Source organism: Ligilactobacillus ruminis DSM 20403 = NBRC 102161, from assembly GCF_900113455.1.
Taxonomy (GTDB): Bacteria; Bacillota; Bacilli; order Lactobacillales; family Lactobacillaceae; genus Ligilactobacillus; species Ligilactobacillus ruminis.
On the sequence record NZ_FOPI01000006.1, the window covers coordinates 75,578 to 90,071 of the forward strand.

At 43.3% G+C, this 14,494-nt stretch carries 16 protein-coding genes; 14 read left to right on the forward strand and 2 right to left on the reverse strand.

Annotated features, from left to right (window positions below; genetic code table 11):
• Positions 1 to 308: 308 nt before the first annotated feature.
• A complete protein-coding gene (locus BMZ95_RS02265) occupies positions 309 to 737 on the reverse strand; it encodes a GNAT family N-acetyltransferase (RefSeq protein WP_014072896.1) in 429 nt (142 codons plus the stop codon).
• Between the two features lie 104 nt (positions 738 to 841).
• Between BMZ95_RS02265 and BMZ95_RS02270 the strand changes: the two genes are divergently transcribed.
• The 13 genes from BMZ95_RS02270 (at position 842) to BMZ95_RS02325 (ending at position 12,121) form a co-directional block, all read left to right on the forward strand.
• Complete coding sequence (locus BMZ95_RS02270; protein ID WP_074786390.1) at positions 842 to 1,723, forward strand: alpha/beta hydrolase; 882 nt, start codon at positions 842 to 844, stop codon at positions 1,721 to 1,723.
• A 94-nt stretch (positions 1,724 to 1,817) separates the two neighbouring features.
• Complete coding sequence (locus BMZ95_RS11240; protein ID WP_014072898.1) at positions 1,818 to 1,958, forward strand: hypothetical protein; 141 nt, start codon at positions 1,818 to 1,820, stop codon at positions 1,956 to 1,958.
• A gap of 179 nt (positions 1,959 to 2,137) precedes the next feature.
• Entirely contained in the window at positions 2,138 to 3,910 is a 1,773-nt protein-coding gene (locus BMZ95_RS02275; protein WP_046922233.1) for an oleate hydratase, read from the forward strand.
• A 155-nt stretch (positions 3,911 to 4,065) separates the two neighbouring features.
• The gene (locus tag BMZ95_RS02280; protein WP_014072900.1) at positions 4,066 to 4,617 is read left to right on the forward strand and encodes a LemA family protein; all 552 of its coding nucleotides are present in this window, start codon (positions 4,066 to 4,068) and stop codon (positions 4,615 to 4,617) included.
• Between the two features lie 19 nt (positions 4,618 to 4,636).
• On the forward strand, positions 4,637 to 5,530 hold the full coding sequence (gene htpX / locus BMZ95_RS02285) for a zinc metalloprotease HtpX (protein WP_014072901.1): 894 nt from the start codon (positions 4,637 to 4,639) through the stop codon (positions 5,528 to 5,530).
• A gap of 150 nt (positions 5,531 to 5,680) precedes the next feature.
• Complete coding sequence (locus BMZ95_RS02290) at positions 5,681 to 7,048, forward strand: UDP-N-acetylmuramoyl-tripeptide--D-alanyl-D-alanine ligase (protein ID WP_014072902.1); 1,368 nt, start codon at positions 5,681 to 5,683, stop codon at positions 7,046 to 7,048.
• Between the two features lie 165 nt (positions 7,049 to 7,213).
• Entirely contained in the window at positions 7,214 to 8,707 is a 1,494-nt protein-coding gene (locus tag BMZ95_RS02295; protein WP_014072903.1) for a degradosome RNA helicase CshA, read from the forward strand.
• A 120-nt stretch (positions 8,708 to 8,827) separates the two neighbouring features.
• Positions 8,828 to 9,193 carry a holo-ACP synthase gene (acpS, locus tag BMZ95_RS02300; RefSeq protein ID WP_014072904.1) on the forward strand — a complete coding sequence of 122 codons (366 nt, stop codon included), beginning with the start codon at positions 8,828 to 8,830 and terminating at the stop codon, positions 9,191 to 9,193.
• A 21-nt stretch (positions 9,194 to 9,214) separates the two neighbouring features.
• The gene (gene alr / locus BMZ95_RS02305) at positions 9,215 to 10,339 is read left to right on the forward strand and encodes an alanine racemase (RefSeq protein WP_014072905.1); all 1,125 of its coding nucleotides are present in this window, start codon (positions 9,215 to 9,217) and stop codon (positions 10,337 to 10,339) included.
• Positions 10,340 to 10,421: 82 nt separating this feature from the next.
• The gene (locus tag BMZ95_RS02310) at positions 10,422 to 10,655 is read left to right on the forward strand and encodes a hypothetical protein (RefSeq protein WP_014072906.1); all 234 of its coding nucleotides are present in this window, start codon (positions 10,422 to 10,424) and stop codon (positions 10,653 to 10,655) included.
• A gap of 34 nt (positions 10,656 to 10,689) precedes the next feature.
• Complete coding sequence (locus tag BMZ95_RS02315) at positions 10,690 to 11,073, forward strand: type II toxin-antitoxin system PemK/MazF family toxin (RefSeq protein ID WP_014072907.1); 384 nt, start codon at positions 10,690 to 10,692, stop codon at positions 11,071 to 11,073.
• A gap of 101 nt (positions 11,074 to 11,174) precedes the next feature.
• On the forward strand, positions 11,175 to 11,882 hold the full coding sequence (locus tag BMZ95_RS02320) for a GntR family transcriptional regulator (RefSeq protein ID WP_014072908.1): 708 nt from the start codon (positions 11,175 to 11,177) through the stop codon (positions 11,880 to 11,882).
• A 26-nt stretch (positions 11,883 to 11,908) separates the two neighbouring features.
• Positions 11,909 to 12,121: a hypothetical protein gene (locus BMZ95_RS02325; RefSeq protein WP_014072909.1), complete on the forward strand. Its 213-nt coding sequence runs from the start codon at positions 11,909 to 11,911 to the stop codon at positions 12,119 to 12,121.
• 364 nt (positions 12,122 to 12,485) lie between these two features.
• Here BMZ95_RS02325 and cbpA read toward each other — a convergent pair whose 3' ends face one another.
• Positions 12,486 to 13,121 carry a cyclic di-AMP binding protein CbpA gene (cbpA, locus tag BMZ95_RS02330; protein WP_014072910.1) on the reverse strand — a complete coding sequence of 212 codons (636 nt, stop codon included), beginning with the start codon at positions 13,119 to 13,121 and terminating at the stop codon, positions 12,486 to 12,488.
• Positions 13,122 to 13,331: 210 nt separating this feature from the next.
• On the opposite strand from cbpA, the gene istA reads away from it, so the two are divergent.
• Positions 13,332 to 14,494, forward strand: a 1,163-nt coding sequence (istA, locus tag BMZ95_RS02335) for an IS21 family transposase (RefSeq protein WP_074786393.1), incomplete at its 3' end; no start/stop codon positions are given.

Below are 14,494 nucleotides of genomic sequence, written 5' to 3' on the forward strand. Positions count from 1 at the left end.
TGCCCGTAAAAGCCAGCCCTCGGTTACGGGCAAAACAGCGATTTTGGAAATTTGCCCGTAAAACGTCATTTAAAACAAAAAAGGACTTCTGCGACAATCATTGCCGCAAAAGTCCCATGCGCTCCATCGATGACGGAGGGCCGGCAGCACTCCACAATGCATCCGACCAGGCACGTTGCAATCCGGCAACATTGTACCCCGCTTCGAAAAATGACCACCAGCCGCCGCAGCGGAACAACCGAAGTTGCCTGGTCCCTCTCGACTCATCGCATGAAACCATCATAACGCACTGACGGATTTTTTGCAAGTCAGATTTCCTTGTCCATGCGATGATGGGGGATGCCGACATCAAAAAACCCTTCGCCGATCGTTTTAAAACCGAGTCGTTCATAAAAGGGAGCAGCCTGATCCTGTGCTCCGAGCGTGATCAGCTTGATGCCTGAATCAGAAGCTTTTTCTTCTATAAAGCGCATCAATTCGCTCGCAAGATGCATGCCGCGATATTCCTTGCGGCATGCAACGCGCTGAACGTGCCAGATTCCGGGAGATTCCAGAAAAGTTCTGGCGCAGACGGCGGCAGTCGTTCCAACGTATCCGACAAAATAATGTTTGCCCTCCTCACCTTCGATTTCACGTTCGAACGGAATGTTCTGTTCGGTGATAAAGACTTCATGACGAATCGACAATGCATCCTCATAGGTGGGGCTGTTGGTTGAAGTTGTTTCTTTGACGATCATTTTGTTCACCTCAAGGTTCAAAAAGTCTTAAATAAGTGATAGGCTTAATATTGTTAATATTTTAAGCGCAATCTGAATTTTATTCAATAACAAAGAGGCGGAAAATGGCGAAACATCTGAAGAAAAAAAGAAAAAATATTTTATTGTACGTTGTGACAATGGCGGCGGGGTGCCTTGCAATAATCCTTTTCACGTATCAAAAAATTCAAAGTCCCGTAATCAAGGCCGGACAAGCAGTCGAGAAGAAGTATTCGGAAATGCCGGTGCCGACGCTTTATATTCACGGTTGGCACGGAAATGAAAGGTCGACCGATCAGCTGATCGAATCTGCAGAAGATGAAAAGGGCGCAAAGAAGGTGCTTAAAGTCAAGGTTTCCCCGCAAGGAGCAACGACTTATTCGGGAAAGTGGAATTCAGACGTCAAACATCCTTTGATACAGGTCGTCTTTGAAAACAACGAAGCCGAAATTCCGGATGAAGCCGGTTGGCTGAAGACGATCACCGAAGAGTTAAGGCAGCGTTACGGAATTTCTCGCATTAATATCGTCAGTCATTCGATGGGAGGACCCGTAACGTTATTCTGGGCACTGAATTTGCGCGACAAAAACAGCCCGAGACTGCATAAATTCGTTCCGATCGCGGGACCGTTTGACGGCGTAATCTTCACGGATGACGTGCCGAACCAAAACAGAATCAAGGAAAACGGGGAGCCGGTCTGGCAAAATGCAGCGTATCAAAGCTATTATGAAAAAAGAGACGATTTTCCAAGAGGAGTTTCTGTCCTGAACATTTATGGCAATTTGGAAGACGGAACCAATTCTGACTATCTGGTGACGAATGCTTCAGCCAGATCTTTGAGATGGCTGATTAAAGATCGTGTCAAATACTATGATGAAAAAATGATCAAGGGACCGATGGCACAGCATTCCAAGCTTCATGAAAATAAACAGGTCGATCGACTCGTCAATAATTTTTTGTTCGATTGACGAGCGTTTTTGCTTGCGATTGCGATTTGCATGATTATAATAGAAGGCGTGAAGTTGATTCACAAGTGGAAATCGCGAAAAGAGGCGAAAGATATTGGCTAAGAAGTTAAGCAAGGAAGAACGCAAGGCAATGGCTCGTAAAGCTTTGGAAGACCGCGCTAAGCAACCTAAGAAGGCATCTGGCTCCGGCTTTGCAAAACTTGATTCAGACGCCAAGAACTTACGCGGATACTAGTAGCGTTGCATCCACTGCTGATGAGGTTCGTAATTTCGAACCTCATTTTTAATTATGTCCAGTATCTTTGAATGCGACATTTTGGGCGATATAATTCTTTTCCAATGAAAGCGCTTAAAAACAATGCTATAATGAGCATGTGTTAATGAAGTACAGTTTTCGTAAACGAGGTGAACAACATGTATCATTCAAACGGAAATTATGAGGCATTTATGGATGCCAGGAAACCCGAAGACGCAGAAAAAAAGAGCGCATATATCGTTGGCGGCGGTCTTGCCGGACTTGCAGCAGCAGTTTTCATGGTTCGTGACGCGCATATGGAAGGAAAAAAGATTCATGTTTTAGAAGAAGAACCCGTGGCGGGAGGTTCTCTTGACGGAATCAATCGTCCGGAATACGGCTATATCATTCGCGGTGGGCGCGAAATGGAAAATCACTTTGAATGTCTGTGGGACATGTATCGGTCGATTCCTTCGTTGGAGATTCCCGGAGCATCTTATCTCGATGAGTATGCCTGGCTTGATAAGGATGATCCAAATTCTTCGAACTGTCGTCTGATTCATAATCGCGGTGATCGCGTTCCAACGGACGGGCAGTACGGCTTGGGCAAATGCGCAAACGAAATTGTCAAACTTGTGATGACTCCTGAAGACAAGCTTGAAGGAATCAGCATTGAAGATTACTTTTCTGAAGAGTTCTTCAAGACGAATTTCTGGTACTATTGGGCAACGATGTTTGCGTTTGAACGTTGGCATTCGGTAATTGAAATGCGGCGTTATGCGATGCGGTTCATTCATCATATCGATGGATTGCCTGATCTTTCGGCACTCAAATTCAACAAGTACAATCAATACGAATCGATGACAAAACCTCTTTTGGCATATCTCAAAGATCATGGCGTTGACTTTTGGTACGATACGCAAGTTGAAAACGTCATCGTTGAAAAAGACGGTGAACAAAAGGTTGCAAAAAAACTTGTCTACAAGCAGGCCGGAGAGAAGAAAACTCTGGATTTGACGGAAGACGACCTTGTGTACGTCACGAACGGCTCAATCGTCGAAAGCTCAACTTACGGCACGCATCATAAAAAAGCGCCCGTAACGCACAAGCTTGGCGGAAGCTGGACATTGTGGAAGAATTTAGCGGCTCAAGACGAAGCTTTCGGTCATCCTGAAGTATTTTGCGAAAACATTCCGGAGCGCGCATGGTATGTTTCGGCAACGATGACGATCAAAGACGCTCAGCTTGAACCATACTTTGAACGTTTGACCAAGCGCAGCATCCATCAGCACCGCGTAAATACCGGCGGAATCATTACCGTCACTGATTCTGGCTGGGTTTTGAGCTTTACGATTCATCGTCAGCCGCACTTCAAGGATCAAAAGGAAAACGAGACCGTCGTTTGGATCTATGCTTTGTTCTCAGACACGCCTGGCAATTATATCAAAAAGCCGGTCGTTGAATGCACGGGCGAAGAGATTACCCAGGAGCTTCTTTATCATCTGGGCGTTCCTGATGATTTGATCAAGGAATATTCAGGAGAAAAGCACGTTAATACGATTCCCGTTTATATGCCGTATATAACTTCATATTTCCAGATGAGAAAGAAGGGCGATCGGCCCGACGTTGTGCCTGTCGGTTCAAAGAATCTGGCATTCATCGGAAACTTTGCCGAATCACCGACAAGAGATACTGTATTCACGACGGAATACTCGGTCAGAACGGCAATGGAAGCAGTTTACAGTCTGCTCAACGTTGACCGCGGCGTTCCGGAAGTCTTTAATTCCGTTTATGATATTCGCGAATTGCTCAAGGCAACGTACTATTTGAACGATAAGCAACCATTGGACAAGATGGAGCTGCCGGTTCCGAAGTTCGTTTTAAAAGGTGCTTTGAAGAAAGTTAAGGGAACATGGCTCGAAGAATTGCTTCATGATGCCAAATTAATGTAGTTGTCAATTGGTCCTCGTCGCTTGACGGGGACTTTTTTGCTGGTGGCAAATGATTCGTTTGATAAATTCTTAAATATTTATGAAATATCCAGTTTAACTATATAAAAAATTGGTTTTATTTGATATATTGTTATTCAGGTAAAGGAGGAAAAAATATGGCAGTTATTATTATCGCAGTAATCGTTCTGTTGGTCATTGCATATATTGCAATTTACAACGGATTACAAAAGTCAAAGATTTATACGGACGAATCCTGGAGTCAAATCGACGTTCAGCTGCAGCGTCGAAACGACTTGATTCCTAACCTCGTCGAAGTTACGAAAGGTTATGCAAAACACGAACGCGAAACGTTGTCGCAAGTCGTCGAACTTCGCAACCAATTGACGCAATTGCCTGAAGATGCTCATGCTGAAAAGATGGAAGTATCCAATCAGATTTCAGGCGCATTGAAAAGCATTTTTGCTTTGAAGGAAGCATATCCTGATTTGAAGGCAAATACCGAATTTACCAAGCTGATGGAAGAACTTTCGAATACTGAAAACAAAATTTCATATTCTCGTCAGCTTTACAATTCATCAGTTGCTGCATACAACCAAAAGCTCAAAGTGATTCCTTCAAATATCGTGGCTTCAATTCATGGAATGAAGCCGGTTGATTACTTGAAGACGCCTGAAGGTGCCAAAGAAGCACCGAAAGTTTCGTTTTAAAAGAAGTGAGTGATTTTTAATGTTATATCAGCAGATTGCTTCAAATAAGCGCAAGACGATTTTGGTAATGACATTTTTCATTGCGCTGTTCGGGTTGATCGGAGCAGCAATCGGCTATGTCTATATGTCGAGTATGGCTACCGGAATCATCGTCGCGCTGGTTGTCTGCGGCATCTATATGTTTATTACGATGATGCAGTCGACTGCAATCGTAATGGGGATGAACAATGCGCAAGAGATTACCGACGTGTCGCAAGCTCCTGAAATCTGGCATATAGTTGAAGACATGGCAATGGTTGGTCGAGTTCCGATGCCGAGAGTTTTTATTATCGACGATCAAAGCCCGAACGCCTTTGCGACCGGTCCCAATCCCGAAAATGCAGCGGTTGCGGTCACCAGAGGACTGATGGAGCGGCTGAATCGCGAAGAAATCGAGGGCGTGATCGCACATGAGATTTCACATATCAGAAACTATGACATCAGGCTTCAAACGACCGCTTTGGCGTTGTCATCTGCAATCGTTTTTTTGGCAAACCTTGGTTCGCATGCGATATGGTGGGGGCCAAGAAGAGATGATGATGATCGTGAAGGAAACGGGGTGCTTGACCTTGTTATGATGGTCTTGTCGATCTTGGCGATTGTCCTGGGGCCGCTTGCAGCTTCGTTGGCGCAAATGGCCTTGTCCAGAAATCGTGAATATTTGGCGGATGCATCTGCTGTTGAACTGACGAGAAATCCTCAGGGCCTGATCAGCGCCCTCGAAAAGATCACGAACAGCGAGCCGATGCATGAAGCAGACGCGTCAAGCGCCTCGCTTTACATTGCGAATCCGTTCAAGGATCAGTCATGGACGCACCTTTTTGATACGCATCCGTCAACCGAAAAGCGGATCGAACGTTTGAGAAAAATGTAGCATAAAATCCTTTTTCTGAGCAGTCAGCGAGGAAGAAGGGATTTTTTGTTTCAAAGCGCTAATTAACTATGTTACAATAACATTGGACTGTATTTGCAAACTGCGCTGAATTTGCGCACGGCCAGATTGGCTAGAAAGGAAGAAATACGCATGAAGATGCAATTATCAGAGGTTGCGCGTGCATTAGGCATTGAATCTGAGGATCAGTATGATCAGATTACGATTACGAGCGTAAGTTTCGATAGCCGCAGCCTTGAACAAGGAGCATTGTTTGTTCCGCTTATTGCTTCCAATGACGGACACGAATTCGTTGAAGCTGCTAAGCAAAATGGTGCCTGTGCTGCATTATGGCAGAAAGATCATGAAAACCGTCCGCAAGGAATTCCGTTGCTGATTGTCGACGATACTTTGGAAGCATTACAAAAGATTGGCAAGTATTATCTTCAGAAAATTAATCCGAAAGTCGTTGCAATCACCGGCAGCAATGGCAAAACGACGACCAAGGACATGATTGCTGCCGTTTTGTCCACACAGTTTAACGTGGCCAAAACGCGCGACAATTTTAACAATCACATCGGCGTTCCAATGACTGTGCTGTCGATGGAACCGAATACCGAAATTCTTGTCGTTGAAATCGGGATGGATCATTTCGGAGAACTTGACCATCTGGTTCATTTGGTTGATCCTGACGTTGCCGTAATTACGATGATTGGTGAAGCGCATATTGAGTTTTTCAAAACGCGTGATCGAATTGCCGATGCCAAGATGGAAATCACCCATGCATTAAAAGAAGACGGCGTACTGGTCTATAACGGCGATGAGCCGCTTTTAATCGAACGTGCTGAAAAGCTTGATTTTGAAACCAAAACGTTCGGGACGGGAGCAAATGTCGATTTGCAGGCTCAAAATATCGTAAGCGATGCTGAAAAGACGAGTTTCAGGGTTAAGCAGTGGCCGGAACTGAATTTTACGATTCCGATGATCGGAGCATACAACGTCAAGAACGCATTGGCTGCGCTTTGCGTCGGCTCCGAATTTCAAATTGATCCGCGCAGCATGGTCAAAGCGCTTGAACATTTTGATTTGACCAGGAACAGAACAGAGTGGGTCAAGGCATCAAATGGAGCGGATGTCTTAAGCGATGTTTATAATTCCAATCCGACTGCTTGCGCGGAGGTTTTGACGGCTTTTCAAAATGCTGAAACAACCGGCAGGCGTTACGCAGTTTTAGGTGATATGCTTGAACTTGGCGAGCAGGGACCGAAAATGCATGCAGGCCTTGCTGACAAAATAGACCCGAAAAAGGTTGATGAGGTCTTTTTGTGCGGACCGCTGATGAAAAATCTCGCTGAAGCATTGACTGACAAGTTTGATCAAGGTAAGATTCATCATTATGCGACGGGGGAAAAAGAACAACTTGTTTCTGATTTGAAAGAGCGGCTCCGCTCAGAAGATATGGTGATGCTGAAGGGAAGCCACGGCATTCATCTTGAAGATGTTTTGGCCGAACTCAGGTAGATAATTGTGGAAGAGGCAGTTTTCACTTTAAAAAGGAGAGCTGTCTTTTTATTGTCAGACATCGGATTTTTTTGATGCATCTGATTTGTGCAAATACAGAGCGTGATTCTGTAGTTTTGTGTAGGTGGCTGCATTTTTTTGTGCGGCATAGGAGGAATTATTTTTTTGAAATTTAATGAACTTGGTCTTGAAGAAGACCTTTTAAAGGCAATCAAGCGGAGCGGATTTGAAGAAGCAACACCGATCCAGGAAGCAACCATTCCGCTTGTCTTGGCCGGTATCGACGTTATTGGTCAGGCTCAAACCGGGACGGGCAAAACGGCTGCGTTTGGTTTGCCGATTTTGCAGCATGTCGACGTTAAAGAAGAACACATTCAGGCAATCGTCATATCGCCGACACGTGAATTGGCGATTCAGACGCAAGAGGAACTGTATCGTTTAGGCAAAGACAAACGTGCCAAAGTTCAGGTTGTCTATGGCGGAGCAGATATTCGACGCCAAATCAAGCTTTTAAAGCACGTTCCGCAGATTTTGGTCGGAACGCCGGGGAGACTGCTTGACCATATTAATCGTAAGACTGTCGATTTGTCGCATGTTAAGACGCTTGTTTTGGATGAAGCCGACGAAATGCTCGACATGGGCTTTTTGGAAGATATTGAAGCAATTATCAAAAACGTTCCGGAAGAAAGACAGACGCTGCTTTTTTCCGCAACGATGCCAAAGACAATCCGCTCAATCGGCGAAAAATTCATGCATGAACCGCAAGTTGTCAAGATCAAGGCAAAAGAGCTTACGACCGATTTGGTCGATCAGTATTTCGTCAAAGCGCGCGAATATGAAAAATTCGATATCATGACGCGTATTTTGGACGTACAGGCTCCTGAATTGACGATCGTTTTTGGTCGAACGAAGCGCCGCGTCGATGAGCTTTCCAAGGGATTGGAAGCCAGAGGATACAACGCTGCCGGTATTCATGGTGATCTGACACAACAACGTCGCATGAACATTTTGAAGAAGTTTAAAGAAGGACGTTTGGACATCTTGGTTGCGACAGACGTTGCGGCCAGGGGGTTGGACATTTCCGGCGTTACTCACGTTTATAACTATGATATTCCCCAAGACCCTGAAAGTTACGTTCACCGCATTGGACGTACCGGTCGCGCCGGGCATCACGGCATTTCCGTAACGTTCGTCACGCCAAATGAAATGGAATATCTGCGCGTGATTGAGCGTTTGACCAAAAAGCGCATGGAGCCGTTGCGTCCACCGACAGAAAAGGAAGCTTTCATCGGACAAATTTCCAGTGCTTTGGGAGACATCAAGGATCTGGTTGAAAAAACTGAGACCGAAAAGTATGAAAAACAAGCAAATGAGCTTTTGGAACAGTATGATGCGGTCGAACTTGTCGCGGCATTGCTGAATGAAATGACCAAAGATGATGCCAGTTCTGTTCCTGTCAAGATTACGCCTGAGCGTCCTCTTCCGAGAAGAAAGAGTTCAAACAAGAAGTTTTATGGTCCTCGAAACAGAAACGTCAAGGGATCAAAGCGCAAGGGATACTATAATGATCGGAAAAACGGTCGGGACAAAAAATATGATCGAAGCAAGCGTCAAGAAACAGGCAAACGCAACTTTACGATAAGAAACAAGAAGGACTAAGCAGGTCGGAATCGCAGATTTGACAAAAGTGACCGCTTTTTCTGAATTTTCTTTAAGGTTTCTTGATTTTATCCGGTATGCTTTTGTAAAATTGACACATGATTGTTTTGGAGGGAAAAAATGATTTATGGTCTTGGAATTGATCTGACCGATATCGACCGAATTCGCCAAGCTCAAGAAAAGCGACAAACGTTTGCCGGCAAGGTCTTGACTCCTGGCGAGCTTGAGGTTTTTGAGCGGTTGAATGATAAAAGACGTTTTGAATATTTGGCTGGACGATTCTCGGCCAAAGAGTCTTACGGCAAGGCGCTTGGAACCGGAATCGGCAAAGAGGTTTCGTTTCAAGGAATCGAGATCCTAAATGACGCTTTGGGAAATCCTTACGTTAATTCTCATCCTAAACAAGATGAGTTGATTGCGCACGTTTCGATTTCGCATACGGATACGTGCGTAATGACTGAGGTAATCTTGGAATCGAAAAAATAATTTTTGAGGGAAGATGAAATAATGGTTGTTGGAATTCATCGCAATGCCAAGGCCGTGATTGACCTTGATGCTATAAAACACAATATTGAAATTGAAAAGAAGCGGATGCGTGACGATCAGAAGCTGTTTGCCGTGGTGAAAGCAAATGCTTACGGACATGGAATGATTGAGGTTGCCAGGACGGCCAAAGAAGCTGGTGCAAACGGCTTTTGCGTGGCAATCATCGATGAGGGCATCGAACTCAGAAATGCAGGGTTTGATGATTTGGTTTTGATTCTTGGCGTTTGTCCGGCTGAACAGTCAAATGTGATTGCTGCAAACAATCTTTCGGTTGCCGTCGGAGATCTGGATTTTCTTGAAAATGCAAAACCGCTGTTAAAAGCGCAAGGGCTGAAGCTTAAAGTTCATCTGGCATTTGATACCGGGATGGGAAGAATCGGATTCGTCAATGGAGAAAAAGTTCATGAAGCAGAAGCATTCATGAAGGAAAACAGCGATCAGTTCGAATTTGAGGGAATTTTTACGCACTTCGCCTGTGCAGATACGAAAGATGATTCGTATTATAAAAAGCAGCTTGAAAAATTCAATGAGTTGAAGGATGCGTTGGATGATTTGCCGCCTTACGTTCATGTTGCAAATTCCGCAGCCTCGATGTGGCATGATGATTGCGGCGGAAATGCCGTTCGTTACGGGATTACGATGTATGGCCTCAATCCGTCCGGGAGAGAGTTGGAACTTCCTTGTGAAATCAAGCCTGCTTTTACGCTTGAAAGCGAGCTTGTTTCGGTAAGGCTGCTTGAACCGGGAACAGGCATTGGGTACGGCAAAACATACACCGTTGACGAGCCGCAATGGATCGGGACCGTTCCGCTCGGGTATGCCGATGGTTGGCTAAGACGCATGCAAGGGTTCAAGGTTTTGATCAATGGCGAATATTGTCAAAGTGTCGGACGTGTATGTATGGACCAATTTATGGTAAGATTACCCTATGAGATGGAAAAAGGAACGAAGGTGACGCTGATCGGCGAAAACGGAGGCAAGCGCATTACCGCGCAGGACGTTGCCGATTATGCCGACACGATACATTATGAAATTCTTTGCTCCGTTTCAGAAAGGGTTCCAAGGGAATTTATTAAGAAATATTAAAATGACTATCTATTTTTTGCAGATTATTCATATCTTCATGTTAAAATTTTCTTAATATTTAAGATGCAGGAAGTGATTTGCGATGTTTAACAATGATAATCAGGTTGCAGTTGTTTTGAAATATAGCGATTTATATGAAATTTGCGACTTCTATGATGTTAGTCCTGGAGAAATTTCTGATAATCCTTGCTATGCTAGATACATTGCGGATCATCACTCAGATCTTCAAAACTTGATCAGTGGCTATGTCGAAATGGGTGAAATCAACCGGGATATCTGTAATGATTTCTATTATGCGTGTGCGACAAGAATTTGACGACAGTTGTATGATATAGAAAAGAGTTGATTCCATGGGCAGCACTTTGGATGTGCGTAGAGGAGACATCTTCTATGCGGACTTGTCGCCGGTCGTTGGATCGGAACAGGGCGGATTGAGACCCGTTGTCGTTATTCAAAATAATATCGGCAACAGGTTCAGTCCGACGATAATCGTTGCAGCAATCACGTCCAAAATTTCGAAGCCTAAAATGCCGACCCATGTAGCTGTTAAGGCTTCTGAGCCGGGCAAACGAGGTTTGGAAAAAGATTCCGTGATTCTATTGGAACAGTTAAGGACGATTGACAAGCAAAGATTAAGGGACAAGATTTGTTGTCTTAGCAAAAAAAAATTGGGTGATGTTGATCATGCTTTGCAGATCAGCGTGGGATTGATTAATATTAAAGGAAACAAATGATGGAGAAGGAGTTGAGGGGGATTCCTCTCAGCCGTTGAATGTTTATGAATTAGACAATTAAGATCGGGGATTCTCCGGTCTTTTTATGAGAAAATGTGTCAATGAAATATCAAGAAATCGCCAAAGATATGGCAAGCAAGATTAATAATGGTTTTTACACGGACAGGCTGCCAAGCGAGGCAGATCTGATGGAAAAATATGCCACCAGTCGCAATACGATCAGAAACGCGCTTGATGCTTTGTACAATCAGGGTGTCATCAAGCGCGTTCAAGGCAGCGGATGTTTCGTCAATCGTCCGCTGCACGGTCGAAAAAATGTGATCAATATGGCAAACAAAGTTGGTTTTAAGGCACTTGGAGATAATTTTTCGTTAAAATCCAGGGTTCTCAAGCTTGAAGTGATTCCTGCAGGAGAAGAAATCAGCAGATATCTTGGATGTTCGGAAGAGGATTTGGTATATCGGGTACAACGTCTCAGATTCAATGAAGACGAAGTGTTTAGTCTGGAAGATGCGTATTACTTGAAAAGCATCGTGCCGTATCTTTTCAAAGAAGCCTGTGAACAATCAATTTTCAAATTTATTGAAGAAGCTTACGAGATTGACATAAGAAGCGGTGACGAGTACATCAGCGTGCACGAATTGACGCAAGCTGAGGCACAGGCATCGGAAAGCAATGTCGGTCAAGCTGTGATGTCGATTGAAGAGGTCAATTATCTAAAAAACGACATCGCTTTTAATTATTCTCGTACTTACTACTTCAGAAAAGGTTTTACTGCTTATTTTCACATTGGCAATTACTTATGCTAAAGCATAATTTCAGGGAGTGATTTTTTATGTATCGAACACAAATCAATGCGAACGTGCCGATTCAAAACGGTTCAGGTCAAATAATCGTTGATTTGCCGGATATTTTGCATGCTGGCGATTATTTGATGGTCGGAGATACCGAAACGAGGTGGCGCGTAAAAGAAAGCACGTTGATCGTTCATGATGAATTTCATCCGAAAAAAGAATATGTCGATTTGGTGCTTGACGTGACCAAGTAATGATTAGATGAAACGCATAAAAAACATGTCTCAAATTAAAAGAGACTGAAAAAATTCTGTCTCAAATCAAAAAACCGGATGATTTGCAATCAATTGCAAATCTGATCCGGTTTTTTGTATGCATGACGCTTGTTATGATGGAAACAACCCCAAATAGTTTGGCGGTAAATTTGACTGGGAGCTTGGCTGAATTGGCTGAGCAGTACTGCTGCTTGAAAAAAATAGTTTTTATTCATTGAAAATTAAAAAAGCCGGCCAAAGTCAGTCGCAATCCGACCGCCTTCGTTCGGCTTTTCGTTTAATTCAAGAGGAAAACGGACCTTTTTACCATTCTCTTTTTGACGCAAAAATTTCTCAAAAGTTTTTATATTTGCAGATCTTCAATCTCAGGGACCTTGAAGTTTTTCTTTTCGAGCGCCTTGACGATTGTTTCAAGCTTTTCGCGCGAAACGTCTGCCGGAAGAGTGAACATTGTCCGACGAACGAATTCTCCTTGTTGGACGTCAAGGGTTATGCAGCTGGCGATTGACGTATACTTAGTAATTATTTTTGACATTTCAACAAGGTCACCGCGATCACCTGCCGAAACGACCGTCAAAACGTAGCTTCCGACATTGACGTTCCATGACTGTGACAACATGTCGAGCAGGCTCGTGTGCGTCAAGATGCCGTAAAAATAATTGTTTTCATCAAGAACCGTAATGTACGGCAAGTCTTTGATCGAGAAGAAAACGTTGAAAAATGCTGAATTGATTGAAACGAATTTCGTGGCATTTTTCAAAAGATACGTAACAGGAAGGTTCATGTCGCCACCGCGTGATTTGTGACGATAGATGTGCATCTTGTAGATGTTGCCGCGGAAAATTTTTCCTGATTCATCCAAAATCGGAACGCAGCGATAGCCTGAATCTTCCAAAATATGCAATGCTTCTTCAAGCGTGCAGTCTTCTTTGACCGTGGTTAATTTTTTTTTGGGTTTAATTAAAGTTTTAAGTAGCATAGCAGAAAACCTCTTATTCAAGTCTTTCATTTTATTATCAGAATATCTTAATCCATTTTAACATAAACGCTCGTGAAAGTGCACGTTTTGAAGAATAAAACCAATTGTAAAGGGCGGTTGTAAAATGTAGGAAATCGGCGGTTTAAAATTGTCGGTTTTCCTACATTTTTTGTATACTCACTTTATTAATCTTTTGAGGAAGTGATGAGTATGCGAAAAGACGTTTACGAAAGGATGAGATATTTTGTGTTAGAGAAGATAAAACCAAATTACTCCGCTGTTGCACGACAATATGACGTTGATCCAAGAACCGTCAAAGCGGCATATTTAAAAGCTCAGAGCGATAAAACATCAGTTGTCAGGAAGCGTCGTAGCCGTCGCAGTAAGCTGGACGGATATCAAGACATCATTGAAGACAAATACGCTGCAGGTTGTTCTGCCAGATCGATTTATGACTTTATCGTTGAAAAAGGCTTTACCGGCAAGTACACAATCGTTAAAGATTATTGTCGTCGTTTTCGTAAAGCACAAACAAAAAAGGCAACGATTAGAGTTGAGCATACAATTGGATTAAGTGCTCAAGTTGATTGGAAAGAACAGGTCACAATGACCGATTGGAACGGTGTTTCACATACATTCAGTATTTTCTTATATGTCTTGCCTTATTCCAAATTCAAGTTTTTAAAACTAACCCTGGATCAGAAACAGGATACTTTATTCAAATGTTTATTTGAAGCCTTTAAGGCTACCGGTGGAATTCCCAAAGAGATTTGGTTTGATAATATGTCGACTGTCGTTGACCATAAATTAAGTAACTTTCACCATCATCGATTTAACGAACGATTCTTATCATTTAGTCATGATGCGGGATTTCATCCAATCGCTTGTCGGCCATTTAGGCCGCAGACCAAAGGCTGCGTTGAAGCATTGGCAAGAACGATGGGACGACTGAAGCCTTACGATGGAGAGTTCTGTACCATTAATGACCTGAATGATATCGTTAATCGATTAGCCAAACGCCTAAATCACGAGAAGTCACAAAGCAATAACCGGAAGCCGGTTGAATTATGGACAAAAGAAAAAGAGCATTTCCGGCCTCTCAATTACGATCTCACAAGATACTTCGACAGCGTCCAAACCAGAAAAGTATCGCAAGACTCAATGATTAGATTTCAAAACCATCAATACTCTGTCTCCCCTAATTATATCGGAAAAGAGGTTGAAATCAAACCGGATACTGATGGTAAATCTATTCGTATCTTCTATCAAGGATCTGAAATCAAGAAACACGATTTAACAAATAAACAGTTTAATTACGATCCTCGTGATAAACATGCCATTCTTAAAAGTGATTTGATGGAAGACAAAACGGA

Bases quoted from the DNA above. Each gene is read 5' to 3' on its own strand.
- cbpA (WP_014072910.1), bottom strand. From the start codon at position 13,121: ATGCTACTTAAAACTTTAATTAAACCCAAAAAAAAATTAACCACGGTC.
- BMZ95_RS02315 (WP_014072907.1), top strand. From the start codon at position 10,690: ATGGGCAGCACTTTGGATGTGCGTAGAGGAGACATCTTCTATGCGGAC.
- BMZ95_RS02270 (WP_074786390.1), top strand. From the start codon at position 842: ATGGCGAAACATCTGAAGAAAAAAAGAAAAAATATTTTATTGTACGTT.
- BMZ95_RS02280 (WP_014072900.1), top strand. From the start codon at position 4,066: ATGGCAGTTATTATTATCGCAGTAATCGTTCTGTTGGTCATTGCATAT.
- BMZ95_RS02325 (WP_014072909.1), top strand. From the start codon at position 11,909: ATGTATCGAACACAAATCAATGCGAACGTGCCGATTCAAAACGGTTCA.
- BMZ95_RS02310 (WP_014072906.1), top strand. From the start codon at position 10,422: ATGTTTAACAATGATAATCAGGTTGCAGTTGTTTTGAAATATAGCGAT.
- BMZ95_RS02320 (WP_014072908.1), top strand. From the start codon at position 11,175: ATGAAATATCAAGAAATCGCCAAAGATATGGCAAGCAAGATTAATAAT.
- alr (WP_014072905.1), top strand. From the start codon at position 9,215: ATGGTTGTTGGAATTCATCGCAATGCCAAGGCCGTGATTGACCTTGAT.
- BMZ95_RS02290 (WP_014072902.1), top strand. From the start codon at position 5,681: ATGAAGATGCAATTATCAGAGGTTGCGCGTGCATTAGGCATTGAATCT.
- htpX (WP_014072901.1), top strand. From the start codon at position 4,637: ATGTTATATCAGCAGATTGCTTCAAATAAGCGCAAGACGATTTTGGTA.
- acpS (WP_014072904.1), top strand. From the start codon at position 8,828: ATGATTTATGGTCTTGGAATTGATCTGACCGATATCGACCGAATTCGC.
- BMZ95_RS02275 (WP_046922233.1), top strand. From the start codon at position 2,138: ATGTATCATTCAAACGGAAATTATGAGGCATTTATGGATGCCAGGAAA.
- BMZ95_RS02265 (WP_014072896.1), bottom strand. From the start codon at position 737: ATGATCGTCAAAGAAACAACTTCAACCAACAGCCCCACCTATGAGGAT.